The sequence below is a fragment of the Billgrantia pellis genome (assembly GCF_008297955.1).
Taxonomy (GTDB): domain Bacteria; phylum Pseudomonadota; class Gammaproteobacteria; order Pseudomonadales; family Halomonadaceae; genus Halomonas; species Halomonas pellis.
Map to the genome: position 1 here is coordinate 464,023 of NZ_VTPY01000004.1, position 16,657 is coordinate 480,679.

Sequence of the window (16,657 nt, forward strand, 5' to 3'; positions counted from 1 at the left end):
AACTATCAGTTCAAGGACTTGCGGTACGCATAAACGGTATTCAAACGATCGAAATCTTGTATGCGACTTTGGTCTAATTAGCCTGTTTTTTTCCATACCGATCCGGCATGAGGCATGCGGATTTGAATCCGAGGCAACAACAAGACGCGCTGGCAAGAGCACCAAACGGCACAGAGCAGAAGGCCGCACGAATCGCTTCGTGCGGCCCAAGAGGCGTTGCCAGCGGCTTGGCAGGAGAAAGGGGGGGGGCGCTACGATTAACGCCGTGGGAAGGAGGCCAGCAGTTCCTCGAGCTGCGCTCGGGGCGTCTTGTCGTGGATCACTGCGCGGCCCAGCGTTTCGAGCAGTATCAGGCGCAAACGATCGTCGACGTTCTTCTTGTCCAATCGCATCAGGGCCAGGAAATCGTCGACTCCCATGTCGGCAGGCGCTGCGAGCGGCAAACCGGCCGCCGCAAGGATCGTGGCAGTGCGCTCGACCTCAGCCGCGGAGAGCCAACCGAGTCGACGGGACAACTCAGCAGCCATCGCCATGCCGGCGCCTATCGCCTCGCCGTGCAACCAGTTGCCATAGCCCTGGTGCGCCTCGATGGCATGACCGAAGGTATGGCCCAGGTTGAGCAGGGCCCGAACGCCCTGCTCAGTCTCGTCCGCAGCGACGATCTCGGCCTTGAGCTCGCAGCTGCGCTCGATGGCTCGCGTCAGCGCCGCCGGCTCGAGCCGACGCAGCGCCGGCAGCTCCGCCTCCAGCCAATCCAGAAAAGCCGCGTCGCGGATCAGACCGTACTTGATGACCTCGGCCAGGCCCGCCGAAAGCTCTCGTTCCGGCAGGGTCCTGAGCGTATCGGTGTCGATCAGTACCGCCCGCGGCTGCCAGAAAGCCCCGATCATGTTCTTGCCCAGCGGATGGTTGACGCCCGTCTTGCCGCCCACCGAGGAGTCGACCTGGGCGAGCAGCGTGGTCGGCACCTGAACGAAGGCAACGCCGCGCTGGTAGCAGGCGGCGGCGAACCCGGTCATGTCGCCGATCACGCCGCCCCCCAGGGCGACAAGCGTGCAGCGGCGATTGAACCCGGCCTCGAGCAGGGCATCCCAGATACGGGTCACGCTGGCGAGCGTCTTGGTCGCCTCACCGTCGGGCAGAATCAGCTCGTGCACCGTCAATTCCCCGGGAAGCCCCTCGCGCAGCCGCGCCAGGTAGTGCGGCGCCACCGTCTCGTTGGTAACGATCATGACCTGACGACCGGCCAGATGAGGCGTCAGCCAGGCGGGATCACCGATCAGCCCCGGTCCGATATGAATGGGGTAGCTACGCTCGCCGAGCGCCACCTCGAGACTGCGTCGGGTCGCTGGGGAATCGCTCATGGGATACTCACGCCTTGACCTGTAGGGGATCGACGAGCCGCTGGACGCGACGCACGATATCGTTGACCACGGCACGCGGGCTGCGCCGATCGGTACGCACCACGATGTCGGCCGTGGCGCGATAGAGGGGGTCGCGCAGGTCGAACATCTCGCGCAGCACCTGCTCGCGATCGGGGCGCTGGAGCAACGGACGATTGCGATCCTTGGCCACTCGCCGGAGTTGCTGCTCGACGGTAGTGAAAAGATAGATCACGGTCCCCCGCTCACGTAGCCGGCGCCGATTCTCCTCGCGCAGCACGGCGCCGCCTCCGGTGGCGATCACCACCTTCTCCAGCGCGGTCAGTTCCTCGATCATCTGCGCCTCGCGCTGGCGAAAACCCGACTCGCCCTCGACGTCGAAGATCCATGGGATATCGGCGCCACAGCGTGCCTGTATCTCATGATCGCTGTCATGGAAGCCGCGTGACAGCTCGGCCGCCAGAAGGCGGCCGATGGTGCTCTTGCCGGCCCCCATGGGACCGACCAGGATCAGATTGGGCAAGTCCTGCATCAACGAATCGCCAGACCGTCTTCGAGTATTCGTGGAGTGATGAACACCAGCAGCTCCACCTTTTGATTGCTGCTTTCATTGTACCGGAAAAGCCGCCCCAGCACAGGCAGGTCGCCGAAGAAGGGCGTCTTGGCCAGTCGGCTGAGCTGCTCGGTGGTCAGGATCCCGCCCAGCACCACGGTCTCACCGTTGTCGACCAGCACCTGGGTCTCGATGCTGTTGGTATCGATCGGCGGCTCGCCAGTGGCGACATCTCGGAAGCTGTCGTTGGTGATCACCAAATCCATGATGATGCGATTGTCCGGCGTGATCTGAGGGGTCACCTCCAGCGACAGCACCGCCTCCTTGAATTCGGTCTGGGGCACGTTGCCCTCGCCGATGGACTGGTAGGCACGCTCCTCGCCCTGGCGAATGATGGCGGTGCGCTGGTTGGCGGTGATGACCCGCGGCTGGGAGATCGTCTGGCTCTTGTTCTCGCTCTCCAGTGCGCGCAGCTCGAGATCGAGCAGGATGTCGCCCGAAAGGTAACCGAAACCGAAGCTGGTCATGGGGTTGGCCCCGCCCAGGTCGACTGCCAGACCGCCACGCTGGAAGCGGCTGCCGGTGGGATCGTCGAACTCCCCGGTGAACTGGCCTCGCGAATCGCGCTGACCGGTGAAGCCATCGCCATAGGCGGAGATCGGCGTGCCGGTCGAGGCGCCCCCCAGGTTAAAGCGGCTACCGCCACCGGACGCCCCCCAGTTCACTCCCAACTCCTGGGTCACGCCGTCGCGTGCGATGACGATACGCGCCTCGATCTGTACCTGGCGCACCGCCACGTCGAGCTGCTCCAGCGTGCTCAGAATGTCCTGAATCTGATCGGCGGTGTCCTGGATCAACAACATGTTGGTGCGCTGATCGACCGCCACCCGGCCGCGCTCGGTGAGCAACCCGAAGCCCTCGCCGCCACGCAGCAACTGGGCGAGATCCTCGGCCCGGGCGTACTTGATCTGCACGTACTCCGACACCAGCGGCGCCAGGGTCTCGGCCTGCTCACGCGCCTCGAGCGCCTGGCGCTCGAGGTTGGCCAGCTCGCTGGCCGGAGCGACGACGATCACGTTGCCTTCCTGGCGACTGGCCAGGCCATGGCTCTTGAGCACCAGATCCAGCGCCTGGTCCCAGGGCACATCGCGAAGATTGAGCGTGACCTGGCCGGTCACGCTGTCGCTGGCGACCAGGTTGAGCCCGGTGAAGTCGGCGATGATCGCCAGCACCGAACGCACCTCGATGTCCTGAAAGTTGAGCGTGATGCGCTCGCCAGTGTAGGGAAACTGGCGCCGCATGCGCGCCTCGCGCTCCTGTTGATCGAGCGGCTGCGCCTCGATGGTCAACCGGCGTCCGCTCTGGGTCGAGAGCATGGCGAAGTCGCCGCTGCCCTCGATGTCGAGCGTCACGCCGTCGCGGCCGACGCGCGGCGTGATGCGCCGCAATGGAGTGCCAAAATCGCTGACGTCGAGCACCTGGTTGTGGGACTCGGGCAGATCGACCCCGGCGAGTTCGGCGACGATGCGATGGCGCCCCGCCTCGCTCACCCGGGCATCGACGCCCGCCCTGTCGAAGGTAACGACCAGACGCCCGGCGCCGCCTTCACCGCGGCGAAAATCGATTTCGGCGATCGACGGCGTGCCGCGCGGCGACGGGGACGGCGTCGCACCGGGCGCCGCCATTCGGTCGCTTTCAGCGTCAACCGGAGCGGCCGGCAGGTCGCCGCCGATGGCAAGCCGCAGCCGATCGCCCTGCTGCTGCGTGTCATAGGGCAGTGCCCCCTCCAGATTGAACACCAGTCGCGTTCGCGATCCCGCCTCGAGGGCGGTGACCTGCTCGACCCCCCCGATACCCAGATCGATACGGCGCCGTTCCAGCGCGTTGGCGGTATCCACCAGGTCAATGGTCAGCCTCGCCGGATCGTCGAGCCGATAGCCGCGCACTTCCGGTACGCCGTCGCTGAACGTCAGGTCGATCAGCAGCTCGCCGCGTTCGCCCTGGCGAAAGTCGAGATCGGTCAACGTCGTGGCCGCCAGGACAGGCATGGTGACCAGCGTCAGGCAGAGCGCTGCCAATGTGCGAATCGCTTGTCTCATCGTTCCCTTCCCCTTGCCTGGTTCCTGCCCGTCTTGCCCGCCGGCGCCCCGGTTAGTCGTCTTCCAATGTCATTTGCGCGGTGCGCTCCACCCACCCACCGCCACCCGTCGAGACCAGTTCCACCAGTTGGATCGACGCGTCGGCGATGCTGACGATGCGGCCGTGATTGCGCCCCAGATAGTTGCCCGTCCGCAGGCGATACACTTCGCCGCCCGGCGCCTTGACCAGCGCATGGGACTCGCCGCTCATGGTCAGTACGCCCACCAGATCCAGCGACGCCAGCTCGAAGGCTTCGAGCGGCTCCCGCGGCCGCTCGGGGTCCGGCGCCAGGTTGCTGCTGCCCGTGGGCCCCTCTTCCGGCTCGGGCAGCTCGGGGCGGAACGGGCTGCGGCGATCGCTCTCGCGGTAGGGCATCGCCTCATGCTGCGGCACTTCGGGCATCTCCAGCGGCGCTGGGGTACCCGGATCGTTGCGGATATCGCTGAGCCGCCGATCGAGCTCCCCCAGCTCAGGGTCCACGCAGCCGCTCAGCAATAGACACCCCATGCCCAAGGTCAGCCATCTCATGGCCTCCCCTCCTCGGCCTGCGGGCGGTAACTGTATGTGCGAGCCAGCATCGACAGACGCAGGCGATCGCCGCCCTCCACCGGCGCCAGCACGAAATCGTGCAGCGTCACGATACGCGGTAATGCCGCGACGCTGGCCAGAAAACCGGCGATGTGGTGGTACTCGCCCTCCACCTGCAGGTCGAAGGGACGTTCGATATAGAAATCGCGCTCGATCGTGCTGCGCAAACGGATGAAATCGATCGACAGTTGGTGATCGATCGCACTCTCGCTGATGCTGTCGATGAGCGACGGAATCTCCGCCCCCGACGGCAGCATGGCCATCAGCTCGCTCATGCGCGCCTCGAGCTTCGTCATCTGCTCCAGCATGTCCGGCAGGCGCGCGGCCTGGGCAGCCCGGTTGCGATAATCGAGCAGTAGCCGGCTTTCCTCCGCCTCGGCCTGCTGCAGCGCTTCCGCCCGGGGACCCGCCAGATAGAAGTGGGTCCCGGCGAAGGTCAGGCCCAGCACCAACAGGCAGCAAACCCATTGCAGCAGCACCGGCCAGGTCCCCGACTCCTTGACGTCCAGTTCGCGCCAGTCGAGCTCTCGAAGACGGCGCCATTCGGCCTGCAGGTTCATGGCTCCGCCTCCCCTTCGCGATTGGCCTGATTCGCCATCGAACCGTTCTCGCCCAGCTGCGCCACGCCTAGGCTGAAGCGGCGCCGCGCCCCGCCATCCGTCTCCACTTCGGAGAGCACCGGCTCGGAGAAGGCGGAAGCGGCGTCGAGGGCGCGCATCTGCTCGGAAACCCGATGGTTGTTCTCGGCGCGCCCGGTCAGCCGCAGTTGGTCGCCCTGGCGGCTGAGCTGGGTGTAATGGACGCCGTCGACCAGGCTGCGGGTAAGGTCGCGGAACACGAGAACGGTCTGGGTGCGGCCCTGCTGCAGGGCGCTGAAGACCTCGACCTGGCCGATCGTGCGCTCGCGGATCGCTTCGTATTCGCCGATCGAGCGGATGTCGCCGTCGAGCTGGCGCATGCGCTGCTGGATATGCGCGTTGCGCTGTTGCTGGGCGTCGACGGCGGCCTCGTAGTAGCGCGCCACCCCCAACCCACCCGACACCCCGAGCAGCGCCATCGCCGCCAAGGCCAGATAGAAACGCCGACTGCGCCGCGCCCGCTGACGCTCACGCCATGGCAATAGGTTGATCTCGATGCTCATGTCGGCGACCTCATGGCCAGGCCGCAGGCGGTGAGCATCGCCGGCGCGTCGCTGGCCAGAGTCTGCACGTCGATGCGAGGGTTGATCCTCATGCGCAGGAAGGGGTTGGCGATGACCACCTGCATGGCGCTCTCTTGGGCGAGCCGTTCGGCCAGGCCGGGGATCACGCTCGAACCGCCGGCCAGCACCATGCGCCGCACCTCGTGCTTGCGGCCTGCCGTATAGTAGAGCTGCAACGAGCGTCCCACCTGCTGTACCAGGGTGTCGATGAAGGGGGCGAGCACGCTGGTTCGGTAATCCTCGGGCAGGCCGCCACGCTTCTTCGCCAGGCCGGCCTCTTCCAGGGTCAAGCCGTAGCGCACCCGTATCTCTTCGGTAAGCTGACGTCCGCCAAACACGGTGTCGCGACTGTAGATGATCCGCCCACCGCGCAGCACGTGGAAGGCATTCATGGTCGCGCCGATGTCGACCAGCGCCACGCAGTCATCGTCACCGCCCGCTGGCGGCAATTGATGGCGCAGCTCACGGAAGGCGCGCTCCATGGTGAAGGTCTCGACATCGACCGCTGCTGGGGTCAGGCCGGCCTGCCGCAGGGCGTCGGTGAGCTGGTTGACGTCCTGCTGGCGGCAGGCGACCAACAGCACGTCCTGTTGATCCCCATAGCGGGCATTGAGTCCCAGGCGCTGAAAATCGAGGGCCACTTCACTGAACGGAAACGGGATGTGCTTGTCGGATTCGAGTTGTATGCGCGCCTCGATCTCGTCGTCGTTGAGCGAGGCGGGCAACGTCAGGGTCTTGGTAATGGCGGCGCTTGCCGGAACCGCGGCCACGGCCAGCCGCGAGGCGGGCCTGGCGCTCTCCACGGCGCGGCGCAGCGCGTCGGCCACGTCGCCCATGTCGCGGATGCGTCGCTCGACCACGGCGCCTTCGCGCAGCGGCCGGACGGCATAGCTCTCGATCTGGTACTGGGCGCCCACCTGCTTGAGTTCGATCAGTTTGACCGTTGCCGAGGTGATATCGACACCGATCAACCCCTTCTTGGCGGGTCTGAGTCGCATCAATTCATGGCCCTTGCGTCATACCTACGGTGCGGCTTGTTTATCGTTGCGCCTTAGGCCATCGAGGCGCCAAGACTGAGAAAGATCATACTCGCTCTCCAGGAATGAGGTTACACGAGAATGCTTCAGCCCACACAATGTGGCAGGGACCGCGCCTCAACGCTGGTGACGAGCGGCTTGGGTTCCTATAATGGCCACGCCAGTGAAGGCGCTATTTTCATCGCCGTTCCCTTCCTGTTCTCACACGGATAACGCCTTTTCATGAATTGGATTAAGACCCTGCTTTTTACGGCCTTCTGGCTGTTGGTATCACTTTCCGCCGCCGCCCTGCTCAGCGTGGCGGGCGCTGCCCTTTACTTCTCGCCGGGGCTGCCCGACGTGCGCCAGTTGCAGGACTTCGAGCTGCATACTCCCCTGCGCATCTTCACCCGTGATGGAAAGTTGATCGGTGAGTACGGCGAGGAGCGGCGCATGCCGGTCACCTTCGACGAGATTCCCGAAGACTTCCTCCAGGCCCTGCTGGCCGCCGAAGACGCTGCCTTCTTCGACCACCGCGGCGTCGACCCCAAGGGCCTGGCGCGCGCCGCCCTGGAACTGGCATCCAGCGGCGATATCCAGTCCGGTGGCTCCACCATTACCATGCAGGTGGCGCGCAACTACCTGCTGACTCTCGACCGGACCTTCACCCGCAAGATTCGCGAGATCCTGCTCGCGCTGCAGATGGAGCGCATCCTGAGCAAAGAGGAGATACTCGAGCTCTACGTCAACAAGATCTTCCTCGGCAATCGGGCCTACGGCATCGCCGCGGCTGCGGAGATCTACTACAACAAGCCTCTCGACGAGCTGACCCTGGCACAGAAGGCGATGATCGCCGGGCTGCCCAAGGCGCCATCGTCCTTCAACCCGCTGGCCAATCCCGAGCGCTCACTGATCCGTCGCAACTGGATCCTCTACCGCATGCGCGAGCTCGGCTACATCGACCAAGCCACCTATGAAGCCACTGTCAAGGAGCCTACCACCGCGCGGCGCTACGTGGCGCAGGTCGAGGTGGATGCCGATTACGTAGCGGAGATGGCACGCCAGTACGCCATCGAGCGATTCGGCGAGGACGCCTACACCGGCGGGTACCGCATTCACACCACGCTGGATAGCGAACTGCAACCCTACGCCCGCCAGGCCCTGGCCAACGGCCTGATCGATTACGATACCCGTCACGGCTGGCGCGGACCGGAAGAGCGGAACATTCCCGCCAGTCTCGCCGAGGCCCAAGCCCGCACCGAGCGACGCGGCCTGGAAGAGGAGCTGGACGAATCGCCCGAAATCATGGAGACCGCCCGCCAGGCCGCCGAGCGCAGCCAGACCCGGGTCGAGGGAATCGAGGGTGACGTCAGCAATTGGCTGCGCGTGCTGGAGCGCACACCGGGCTTCGGCCCGCTGCAGCCGGCGATCGTGGTCGAGAGCGAGGGCCGTGAGATGCGCGTGCTGACTCACGACGGCGAACTCGTCACCCTCGACTGGGACGGCCTGAGCTGGGCGCGCGAATATCGCAGCCCGCGGGCGCGTGGCGCAGAACCCTCCTCCGCCGCCGAAATCGCCGCCACCGGCGACCTGGTGCGCATTCTGCAGCGGGACGACGGCAGCTGGCGGCTCTCTCAGCGTCCCGACGCCGAGGGCTCGATCGTCGTGATGGCCCCCCGGACCGGCGCCATTCTCGCCCTGCAGGGCGGCTTCAGCTTCAATGCCAGCAAATTCAACCGTGCCGTGCAGGCGCAACGACAGTCGGGCTCGATCTTCAAGCCCTTCGTCTTCCTCGCCGCTCTCGATACCGGACTGATGACCGCCTCCACGGTCGTTAATGACGCCCCGGTAGTCATGCACGACGGCAGCAGCCTGTGGCGACCGGTGAACTCCAGCGGCGACTTCCTCGGGCCCACCCGGCTTCGCGTGGCGCTGGCCCGCTCGCGCAACCTGGTGACGATCCGCATCCTCCAGACGCTGGGGCTCGACAATACCATCGAGTACCTGGAGGGCTTCGGCTTCTCCTCAAGCCGACTGCCGCGCGGTCTTTCGCTCGCCCTCGGCAGCGCCGATCTGACGCCGCTGGAGATGACCAATGCCTACGCAGTGCTGGCCAACGGCGGCTTTCGCGTCTCGCCCTGGTTCATCGAACGGGTCACCCGGGGCAACGACGAGGAGCTCATCGACGAGGCGCACCCGATGGTTGCCTGCCGCGAGTGTCGAGAGGAGCAGACCGAGGTCGTGATCGACGGCAAGCGCTACGAGATCGCGCCGCGAGTCGCCGATCCCACCGCTGTCTACATCCTGCGCGACATGCTGCGCGACGTGATCGAGAACGGCACCGGCCGTGCCGCCCTGTCGCTCGAGCGCAACGACGTGGTCGGCAAGACCGGCACCACCAACGATCAGCGCGACGGCTGGTTCGCCGGCTACAACGACGACCTGGTGGCCACCGTCTGGGTCGGCAAGGATAACAACGAGTCGATCGCCGAGTATGGCGGCAACGCCGCTCTACCGATCTGGATCGACTTCATGCGCAACGCCCTCGAAGGCAGTCCCGAAGCCATGCCGGAGCCGCCCGAAGCGCTGGTGACGGCACGCGTCGACGAACAGACCGGACGCCGCCTGAGCGATGGCCAGTCGGGCGGGATTTCCGAGATCTTCCACCCCGACCATCTGCCGGACATGGAGCCGCATCGCATCGAGCAGGAGGTCGAGCAACGCAGCGGCTCGCAGGGAACAGGAAGCTATGAGGCGATTTTCTAGAGCGCCGTACCGGGCGGCAGGGAGGCCGCCCTTCGTCTTGCCAACCGTGCATGCCCCCATCGGCGGCTTCGTCACTTCGGCAATACAGGTTCGTTCGTCATGCCACGTCTATCATCCTGGAACGCCCTGGGATTATCGCTATTCCCAGGCATCGCTTCGGCAGCCAGCCTTTTCTATGCGCCTCCGCCGCCCGAGGAAAACACGCCCACCTTCAGCGGCGAAGCCGAACTCGGCTATACCCAACTCACCGGTAACACCGATAGCCAAACCCTGCTTGGCAAGAGTCGACTGACCTGGCTGACCAGCCGTTACTGGACGCACACGCTGCGCAGCGAGGTGCGCCACGTCACTCGCGACGGCGATACCAGTGCCGAGCAGTACCTGATCTCCGGTCGTGAGCGCTATGATTTCGATGGCCCCCACTACTTGTTCGGCTTCGCCCGCTGGGAGAAGGACCGCTTTAGCGGTTACGACCAGCAGTTCACCGCCATCGGCGGCTATGGCCGCCACGTGATAGATCGCGAGTCCCATCGGCTGTCGCTCGAGGCCGGGCCGGGGTATCGGCATGACCGGATCGAGGATGAGGAGAACAACAATCTGGGCGTCGTCTACAGCGCACTCGATTACCAGTGGACACTCTCCGACTCCTCCTACGTGCGACAGGAGATGTCGGTGGAAGCCACCGACGCGAACACCACCTCACGCTCGGTGTCGTCGCTCACCGCCCGTCTCAATTCGCGTCTTTCTCTGCGCCTTTCCCATGAGATCAAGCACAACTCCAACCCGCCCGAGACGGCGGACGCGAACACCGACCAAACCACCAACGCGACCCTGCTCTACACGTGGTAATTCGGCAACCCTTGGCAATCCAGAACGCGATGCGCCGGCCTTTGGCCGGCGCATCGCACTGTGCTTGATCGCCTGGTACCGATATCAACCGCCGTAGACGTCTTCCACCGTCTTCAGCGGATAATGGGCCGGGTAGGGGCGACGCGCCACGCCGGAATCCACCGCAGCCTGGGCCACCGCGGCCGGGATCCGCTCCAGCAGACGCACGTCGACGGGCGTGGGAATGATGTATTCGGGACCGAATGCCATCTGCTCACGCTCGTAAGCCTCAAGCACCGCCTGGGGCACGGGCTCACGCGCCAGGTCCTTGAGCGCATGCACCGCAGCCACCTTCATTTCCTCATTGATGCGCGTCGCCCGGACGTCCAGCGCCCCCCGAAAGATGAAGGGAAAGCCCAGCACATTATTGACCTGGTTGGGATAATCGGAGCGCCCGGTGGCCATGATCACGTCCGGGCGCGCTTCTCGCGCCACGTCGGGATGAATCTCGGGGTCGGGGTTGGTGCAGGCGAAGACGATCGGATTCTTCGCCATCTTGCGCATATGCTTTGCCGTCATCAGGTTCGGCCCCGAGAGGCCGATGAACACGTCGGCGTCGTCGATGGCATCGTCGAGGGTACGCTTGTCGGTGTCCACGGCGAACATCGCCTTGTAGGGGTTAAGCCCCTCGCGGCCGGCATGAATGACGCCGCGGCGATCCAGCATCACCAGATTCTCCGAGCGTGCGCCGCAGGCCACCAGCAATTTCATGCAGGCAATGGCGGCCGCCCCGGCGCCCAGGCAGACGATCCGAGCCTCCTCCAGGCGCTTGCCGGCGATTTCCAGCGCGTTGAGCATCCCCGCAGCGGTTACGATGGCGGTACCGTGCTGATCGTCGTGGAATACCGGGACGTTGCACTGCTCGACCAGCGCCTGTTCGATCTCGAAGCATTCGGGCGCCTTGATATCCTCGAGATTGATGCCACCCCAGGTATCGGCGATACGCGCCACGGTGTCGATGAACGCCTGCGGACTTTCGGCATTGACCTCAACGTCCACCGAATTGATGCCGGCGAAACACTTGAACAGCACTCCCTTGCCTTCCATGACCGGCTTGCTCGCCAGCGGCCCCAAGTTGCCCAGACCCAGGATGGCGCTGCCGTCGGAGATCACTGCCACCAGGTTGCCCTTGCCGGTATAGCGGTAGGCGTTCTCCGGGTCGCGCGCAATTTCGCGCACCGGCTCGGCGACGCCGGGGCTATAGGCCAGGGCGAGGTCGCGAGCGGTCGCGGTGGGCTTGGTCAACTCCACCGAGAGCTTTCCGGGGATGGGCTTGGCGTGATAGTCCAGCGCAGCCTGTTTCTTGGCGTCTGTCATGCTGTGATCCGGTTTCCAACTGAGGATAAGAGCCACAAGATTATAGAAAAAGATTCCACATCTCAATGAAAGCGCTTTTTTCGGATTTGAACACGTGTTCGCGAACAATCGCATCCATTTGTTGCAACTTATGCCCACCCTCGTTGTTATAACTCTAACCTTATCGCTGACGGCGCCTCACTGGTCGCCGCTCTCGATGCGGCACGAGCAAAAAAGAAAAAACCCGCCATGAAGGCGGGTTTTCTCGTGCCGGTTCGCCGGCGCGGCAAGGTTCAACCGCGCTTGATGGCAGCTCCGAAGCGCTTGTTGAAGCGCTCGACGCGACCACCGGTGGTCGCCTGCTTCTGCTTGCCGGTATAGAAGGGATGGCACTGGGAGCAAACGTCCAGTGACAGATCATGGCCGGCAGTGGAGCCGACCTCGAAGGTCGCGCCGCAGGAACAGGTCGCGGTGACCGTCTTGTAATCCGGGTGAATACCTTGTTTCATCTTGAGCCTCATGAGCGGTATGCCGCCACCTGATCCGTTGCCAGGCACCGCATACGGGTTGTCTGTCGTCAGTACTCGTCGTTAACCAACCGGTAGCCGCCGCCCCGATACCAGAGGCACCAGGCGCCACGACGGCCGGATATTCTAGCAGAGTCGACGCCGGAGGCAAATTGCCCGATTCCATCCCTCACCATTCGCCACGCATCCTGCGTGTGGCGCTGCCCACGCCGCTGAGGCGGCTGTTCGATTATCGCCCGTTGCGCGAGCCGCCGGCCTGCGGCTGGCAGCCTGGCCTGCGTGTGCGCGTACCGTTCGGCCGGCGCCAAATGGTCGGCGTGGTGGTGGAGTGCATCGACTCGAGCGACTTGCCCCCGGATCGGCTCAAGCCCGTGGAAGCCTGCCTGGACGCGACCCCACTGCCTGAAGATTGGCTATGGCTGTGCCGCTTCACCGCACGTTACTACCAGCATTCGTTAGGCGATACCTTGCACCAGGCGCTGCCCGTGCTGTTGCGTCAGGGGCGTCCTTTGGCCGGCCGCATGCGCGAGCGCTGGCAGGCCCTGCCCCCGTCTGCGGAGGCCGAGGCGCGTCTGGCTCGCGCACCGCGGCAGGCCGAGCTGCTGGCCATGCTGCGCCAGCATCACCACGGCCTGCCGACCCAGGCCGTATTGGCTCAGAGCTTTTCTCGCGAACAACTCCTGGCCCTGGTCGACAAGGGATTGGTCGAGCGTCTCCTAGACCCGCTGACTGCCGCCGAGACCGGCGCCGGCCGCCTGCTGGCCGAACCGGCGCTGCCGCTGAACCGGGAGCAGGCCCAGGCGCTCGCAACCGTCCATGAACGTCTCGAGGCCTTCCATCCCTGTCTTCTGCACGGGGTCACCGGTAGTGGCAAGACCGAAGTTTACCTGCAGCTGATCGAGGCGGTGGTTGCCCGTGATCGCCAGGCGCTGCTGCTGGTGCCGGAGATCGGCCTGACGCCGCAGACCCTGGCGCGCTTCCGGCAACGTTTCCGCGTCCCGGTAGTGGCCCTTCACTCGGGGCTCACCGACCATGAGCGCCTGGACGCTTGGGAGGCGGCAGCCAGCGGACGCGCCCCGATCATCATCGGCACCCGATCGGCGATCTTCACGCCACTGGCCCGCCCCGGCGTCATCATCGTCGACGAAGAGCACGACGGCTCGTTCAAGCAGCAGGAGGGGCTGCGCTACCATGCCCGCGACCTGGCCGTAACCCGCGCCAAGCACCATGCCATTCCCCTGCTGCTGGGTAGCGCCACGCCATCGCTGGAAAGCCTCTATCACGCCGAACGCGGCAACTACCGGCACTTGCGCCTGACCCGCCGCGCCAGCCGCCATGCGCCGGCCCGGCTCGAGCTGATCGATCTGCGCGGGCGACCGCGCCAGGGCGGTCTGATCCCACCGGCCATCGAGGCGATCCGCGAAACCCTGGCGGCCGGACACCAGGTGCTCATCTTCATCAATCGACGCGGCTTCGCTCCGACCCTGGCCTGCCATGCCTGCGGCTGGCTGGCCGACTGCGACCACTGTGATGCGCGCATGACGCTGCACCGACAGCCCCCCATGCTGGCCTGCCACCATTGCGACAAGCGACGTCCGGTGCCGGACGCCTGCCCCAGTTGCGGCAGCGCCGATCTGCGTCCGCTGGGCAGCGGCACCGAGCGCACCGAGGAGACCCTGGCGGCACTGTTCCCCAAGGTGCCTGTCCATCGCATCGACCGCGACAGCACCCGCCGACGCGACGCCTTCGAGCACATGCTCGGCCAGGTGCGCCGCGGCGAGCCCTGCCTGCTGGTGGGCACCCAGATGCTGGCCAAGGGCCACCATCTGCCCCATGTCACCTTGGTGGTCGTGGTCAATGCCGACGGCGGTCTCTACGCCAGCGATTTTCGCGCCCTGGAGCACAGCGCCCAGTTGCTTATTCAGGTTGCCGGACGTGCAGGCCGTGCCAGCCATCCCGGCCGCGTGCTGGTGCAGACCCTGCATACCGACGACCCTCATCTGCGCATGCTGGCTCAGCAAGGCTACGATACGCTGGCCGAGCAGCTGTTGGCCGAGCGCCGCGCCGCCGCCCTGCCGCCCTATCGCTTTCTCGCCCTGTTGCGGCTGGAAAGCCCCAAGGAGGAAGCCGCCAGTGCCCTGGGCGGCGAGGCGGCGGCAATGCTGCGCCATTGGGTCGCCGCGCACGCTCCCGACGTCAGTTGCCTGGGCCCCGTGCCGGCACCCATGGAGCGACGCCAGAACCGCTATCACTTGCAGCTGATGTTGAGCAGCGCGCGACGCAGCCAGCTGCATGCCGCCTGCGCGCAGCTCACCGCCTGGCTGGAAGCCTCGCCGGAGGCGCGCCGGGTGCGCTGGTCGCTGGACGTCGACCCGCAGACGCTGGCTTAGCGACGCGCCACGAGTTGCCAACTGGCCTCCTGAGCCCGAAGCCTGAAGCGATGCCGGCAGGGTTTAAAGCCGCGGCACAATTGCCGATAATGGCCGACCAGACCCATTCGGGATCACGGCATCATTGCTGCGCTTCGGGCACCTTTTCCTTCGTGGCCGCGCCATGCGCGAACGCCTCGCCACCGTCATTCGCTCGCGCCCAGCGCCACAGGACAGACGAGTTTCATGAAAGAGACGATCATCACCCTGCTCGAGGGCGCCCTCGAGACCCTCAAGCAGCAGGGCACGCTGCCCGCTGACATCGCCCCCGTCATCAAGGTCGATCCGACCAAGGACAAGGCCCACGGCGACTACGCCACCAATCTGGCGCTGGTGCTCGCCAAGCCCGCCGGCCGCAAGCCTCGCGAGCTGGCTGAAGCGCTGATCGCCGCGTTACCGCCCAGCGACGCCGTGGAGAAGGTCGAGATCGCCGGCCCCGGCTTCGTTAACTTCTTCGCCGCCACCGACGCCGCCGCGCAGATCGTGCGCCAGGTACTCGACGCCGGTGACGCCTTCGGCCGCAGCCTGGCCGGAGGCGGCCAGAAAGTGCAGGTGGAGTTCGTCTCCGCCAACCCCACCGGGCCGCTGCACGTAGGTCATGGCCGCGGTGCCGCCATCGGCGATTGCATCGCCCGGCTGCTCGAGGCAACCGGCTTCGATGTCACCCGCGAGTTCTACTACAACGACGCCGGCGCTCAGATCGCCAACCTGGCCTTGTCGGTGCAGGCTCGTGCCAAGGGCGTGACGCCCGATGGCGACGCCTGGCCCGCCGACGGCTATCGCGGCGACTATATCCTCGAAGTGGCCAATGGCTATCTGGCTGGCGAAACGGTGCACGCCGACGACCGTCACGTCACCGGCAAGGGCGACCCTGACGACCTCGACGCCATTCGTGAGTTCGCCGTGGCCTGGCTGCGCCGCGAGCAGGATCTCGACCTCAAGGCCTTCGGCGTCGAGTTCGACGTCTATTTCCTCGAATCCTCGCTATACGAGAAGGGCAAGGTCGAGGATGTGGTCGAGCGGCTGATCGCCGGCGGCCATACCTATGAAAAGGACGGCGCCCTATGGCTGCGCACTACCGATTTCGGCGACGACAAGGATCGGGTGATGCGCAAATCCGACGGCAGCTACACCTACTTTCTGCCCGATGTGGCCTACCACCTGAACAAGTGGCAGCGCGGTTTCACCACCGTGATCAACGAGCAGGGCGCCGACCACCACTCCACCGTGACGCGCGTACGCGCCGGGCTGCAGGCACTCGAGATCGGCATCCCCAAGGGTTGGCCCGACTACGTGCTGCACCAGATGGTGATGGTGACCCGCTCGGGGGTCGAGGTGAAGCTCTCCAAACGGGCCGGCAGCTACGTGACCGTGCGCGACCTGATCGACGAGGTGGGCCGCGACGCCACCCGCTTCTTCCTCGCCGCGCGGCGCGCCGACTCGCAGCTGACCTTCGACATCGACCTGGCCCGCTCGCAGTCCAACGACAACCCGGTCTACTACGTGCAATACGCTCACGCCCGGGTGTGCAGCATGCTGCGCAAAGCCCAGGCCGACGGCCAGCCCTTCGACCATGACCTGGCGATGGCCAACCTGGCCCGGCTCGATGCCGACCAGGAAAAAACAGTGATGAACCGTCTGGCCCGCTTCCCTGAGGTCGTCGACCACGCCGCCGCCAGCCGCGAGCCGCAGCAAGTGGCCCAGTACCTGCTGGATCTGGCCGCCGAATTCCACTCCTGCTACAACGCGGTGAAGGTGATGGTCGAGGACGATGCGCTGCGCAATGCACGCCTGGCCTTGGGCCTCGCCGCGCGCCAGGTGCTGCGCAATGGCCTCGACTTGATGGGCGTGAGCGCCCCCGAGGAGATGTAG

At 65.5% G+C, this 16,657-nt stretch carries 13 protein-coding genes; 4 read left to right on the forward strand and 9 right to left on the reverse strand.

All coding sequences use genetic code 11. The features are described 5' to 3' along the window. Nucleotides 1-257 precede the first annotated feature (257 nt). From aroB to pilM, 7 genes are read right to left on the reverse strand one after another with little or no spacing between them, the layout of a single operon-like run. Nucleotides 258-1,364 (reverse strand): 3-dehydroquinate synthase, encoded by a 1,107-nt coding sequence (gene aroB / locus F0A17_RS12445; RefSeq protein ID WP_149328647.1) that lies wholly within the window; start codon nucleotides 1,362-1,364, stop codon nucleotides 258-260. A gap of 7 nt (nucleotides 1,365-1,371) precedes the next feature. Continuing rightward, the gene (gene aroK, locus F0A17_RS12450) at nucleotides 1,372-1,914 is read right to left on the reverse strand and encodes a shikimate kinase AroK (protein WP_149328648.1); all 543 of its coding nucleotides are present in this window, start codon (nucleotides 1,912-1,914) and stop codon (nucleotides 1,372-1,374) included. Continuing rightward, on the reverse strand, nucleotides 1,914-4,034 hold the full coding sequence (gene pilQ / locus F0A17_RS12455) for a type IV pilus secretin PilQ (protein ID WP_149328649.1): 2,121 nt from the start codon (nucleotides 4,032-4,034) through the stop codon (nucleotides 1,914-1,916). Before pilQ ends, aroK begins: the two co-directional genes overlap by 1 nt. A gap of 52 nt (nucleotides 4,035-4,086) precedes the next feature. Beyond that, nucleotides 4,087-4,602, reverse strand: a complete 516-nt coding sequence (locus F0A17_RS12460; RefSeq protein ID WP_149328650.1) for a pilus assembly protein PilP — start codon at nucleotides 4,600-4,602, stop codon at nucleotides 4,087-4,089. After that, a complete protein-coding gene (locus tag F0A17_RS12465; protein WP_149328651.1) occupies nucleotides 4,599-5,222 on the reverse strand; it encodes a type IV pilus inner membrane component PilO in 624 nt (207 codons plus the stop codon). Before F0A17_RS12465 ends, F0A17_RS12460 begins: the two co-directional genes overlap by 4 nt. Beyond that, entirely contained in the window at nucleotides 5,219-5,803 is a 585-nt protein-coding gene (locus tag F0A17_RS12470; RefSeq protein WP_149328652.1) for a PilN domain-containing protein, read from the reverse strand. The genes F0A17_RS12465 and F0A17_RS12470 overlap by 4 nt, the downstream gene beginning before the upstream one ends. Beyond that, complete coding sequence (pilM, locus tag F0A17_RS12475; protein WP_149328653.1) at nucleotides 5,800-6,861, reverse strand: type IV pilus assembly protein PilM; 1,062 nt, start codon at nucleotides 6,859-6,861, stop codon at nucleotides 5,800-5,802. The genes F0A17_RS12470 and pilM overlap by 4 nt, the downstream gene beginning before the upstream one ends. Nucleotides 6,862-7,122: 261 nt before the next feature. Between pilM and F0A17_RS12480 the strand changes: the two genes are divergently transcribed. Beyond that, nucleotides 7,123-9,645: a penicillin-binding protein 1A gene (locus F0A17_RS12480; RefSeq protein ID WP_149328654.1), complete on the forward strand. Its 2,523-nt coding sequence runs from the start codon at nucleotides 7,123-7,125 to the stop codon at nucleotides 9,643-9,645. A gap of 99 nt (nucleotides 9,646-9,744) precedes the next feature. Continuing rightward, complete coding sequence (locus F0A17_RS12485; protein ID WP_149328655.1) at nucleotides 9,745-10,494, forward strand: DUF481 domain-containing protein; 750 nt, start codon at nucleotides 9,745-9,747, stop codon at nucleotides 10,492-10,494. 84 nt (nucleotides 10,495-10,578) lie between these two features. Here F0A17_RS12485 and F0A17_RS12490 read toward each other — a convergent pair whose 3' ends face one another. Continuing rightward, nucleotides 10,579-11,850 (reverse strand): malic enzyme-like NAD(P)-binding protein, encoded by a 1,272-nt coding sequence (locus F0A17_RS12490; RefSeq protein ID WP_149328656.1) that lies wholly within the window; start codon nucleotides 11,848-11,850, stop codon nucleotides 10,579-10,581. A 272-nt stretch (nucleotides 11,851-12,122) separates the two neighbouring features. Next, the gene (gene rpmE / locus F0A17_RS12495) at nucleotides 12,123-12,338 is read right to left on the reverse strand and encodes a 50S ribosomal protein L31 (RefSeq protein WP_149328657.1); all 216 of its coding nucleotides are present in this window, start codon (nucleotides 12,336-12,338) and stop codon (nucleotides 12,123-12,125) included. 170 nt (nucleotides 12,339-12,508) lie between these two features. On the opposite strand from rpmE, the gene F0A17_RS12500 reads away from it, so the two are divergent. Continuing rightward, complete coding sequence (locus F0A17_RS12500; protein WP_187774690.1) at nucleotides 12,509-14,746, forward strand: primosomal protein N'; 2,238 nt, start codon at nucleotides 12,509-12,511, stop codon at nucleotides 14,744-14,746. Nucleotides 14,747-14,971: 225 nt separating this feature from the next. Continuing rightward, entirely contained in the window at nucleotides 14,972-16,657 is a 1,686-nt protein-coding gene (gene argS / locus F0A17_RS12505) for an arginine--tRNA ligase (RefSeq protein ID WP_149328659.1), read from the forward strand.

Bases quoted from the DNA above. Each gene is read 5' to 3' on its own strand.
- aroB (WP_149328647.1), bottom strand. From the start codon at position 1,364: ATGAGCGATTCCCCAGCGACCCGACGCAGTCTCGAGGTGGCGCTCGGC.
- aroK (WP_149328648.1), bottom strand. From the start codon at position 1,914: ATGCAGGACTTGCCCAATCTGATCCTGGTCGGTCCCATGGGGGCCGGC.
- pilQ (WP_149328649.1), bottom strand. From the start codon at position 4,034: ATGAGACAAGCGATTCGCACATTGGCAGCGCTCTGCCTGACGCTGGTC.
- F0A17_RS12460 (WP_149328650.1), bottom strand. From the start codon at position 4,602: ATGAGATGGCTGACCTTGGGCATGGGGTGTCTATTGCTGAGCGGCTGC.
- F0A17_RS12465 (WP_149328651.1), bottom strand. From the start codon at position 5,222: ATGAACCTGCAGGCCGAATGGCGCCGTCTTCGAGAGCTCGACTGGCGC.
- F0A17_RS12470 (WP_149328652.1), bottom strand. From the start codon at position 5,803: ATGAGCATCGAGATCAACCTATTGCCATGGCGTGAGCGTCAGCGGGCG.
- pilM (WP_149328653.1), bottom strand. From the start codon at position 6,861: ATGCGACTCAGACCCGCCAAGAAGGGGTTGATCGGTGTCGATATCACC.
- F0A17_RS12480 (WP_149328654.1), top strand. From the start codon at position 7,123: ATGAATTGGATTAAGACCCTGCTTTTTACGGCCTTCTGGCTGTTGGTA.
- F0A17_RS12485 (WP_149328655.1), top strand. From the start codon at position 9,745: ATGCCACGTCTATCATCCTGGAACGCCCTGGGATTATCGCTATTCCCA.
- F0A17_RS12490 (WP_149328656.1), bottom strand. From the start codon at position 11,850: ATGACAGACGCCAAGAAACAGGCTGCGCTGGACTATCACGCCAAGCCC.
- rpmE (WP_149328657.1), bottom strand. From the start codon at position 12,338: ATGAAACAAGGTATTCACCCGGATTACAAGACGGTCACCGCGACCTGT.
- argS (WP_149328659.1), top strand. From the start codon at position 14,972: ATGAAAGAGACGATCATCACCCTGCTCGAGGGCGCCCTCGAGACCCTC.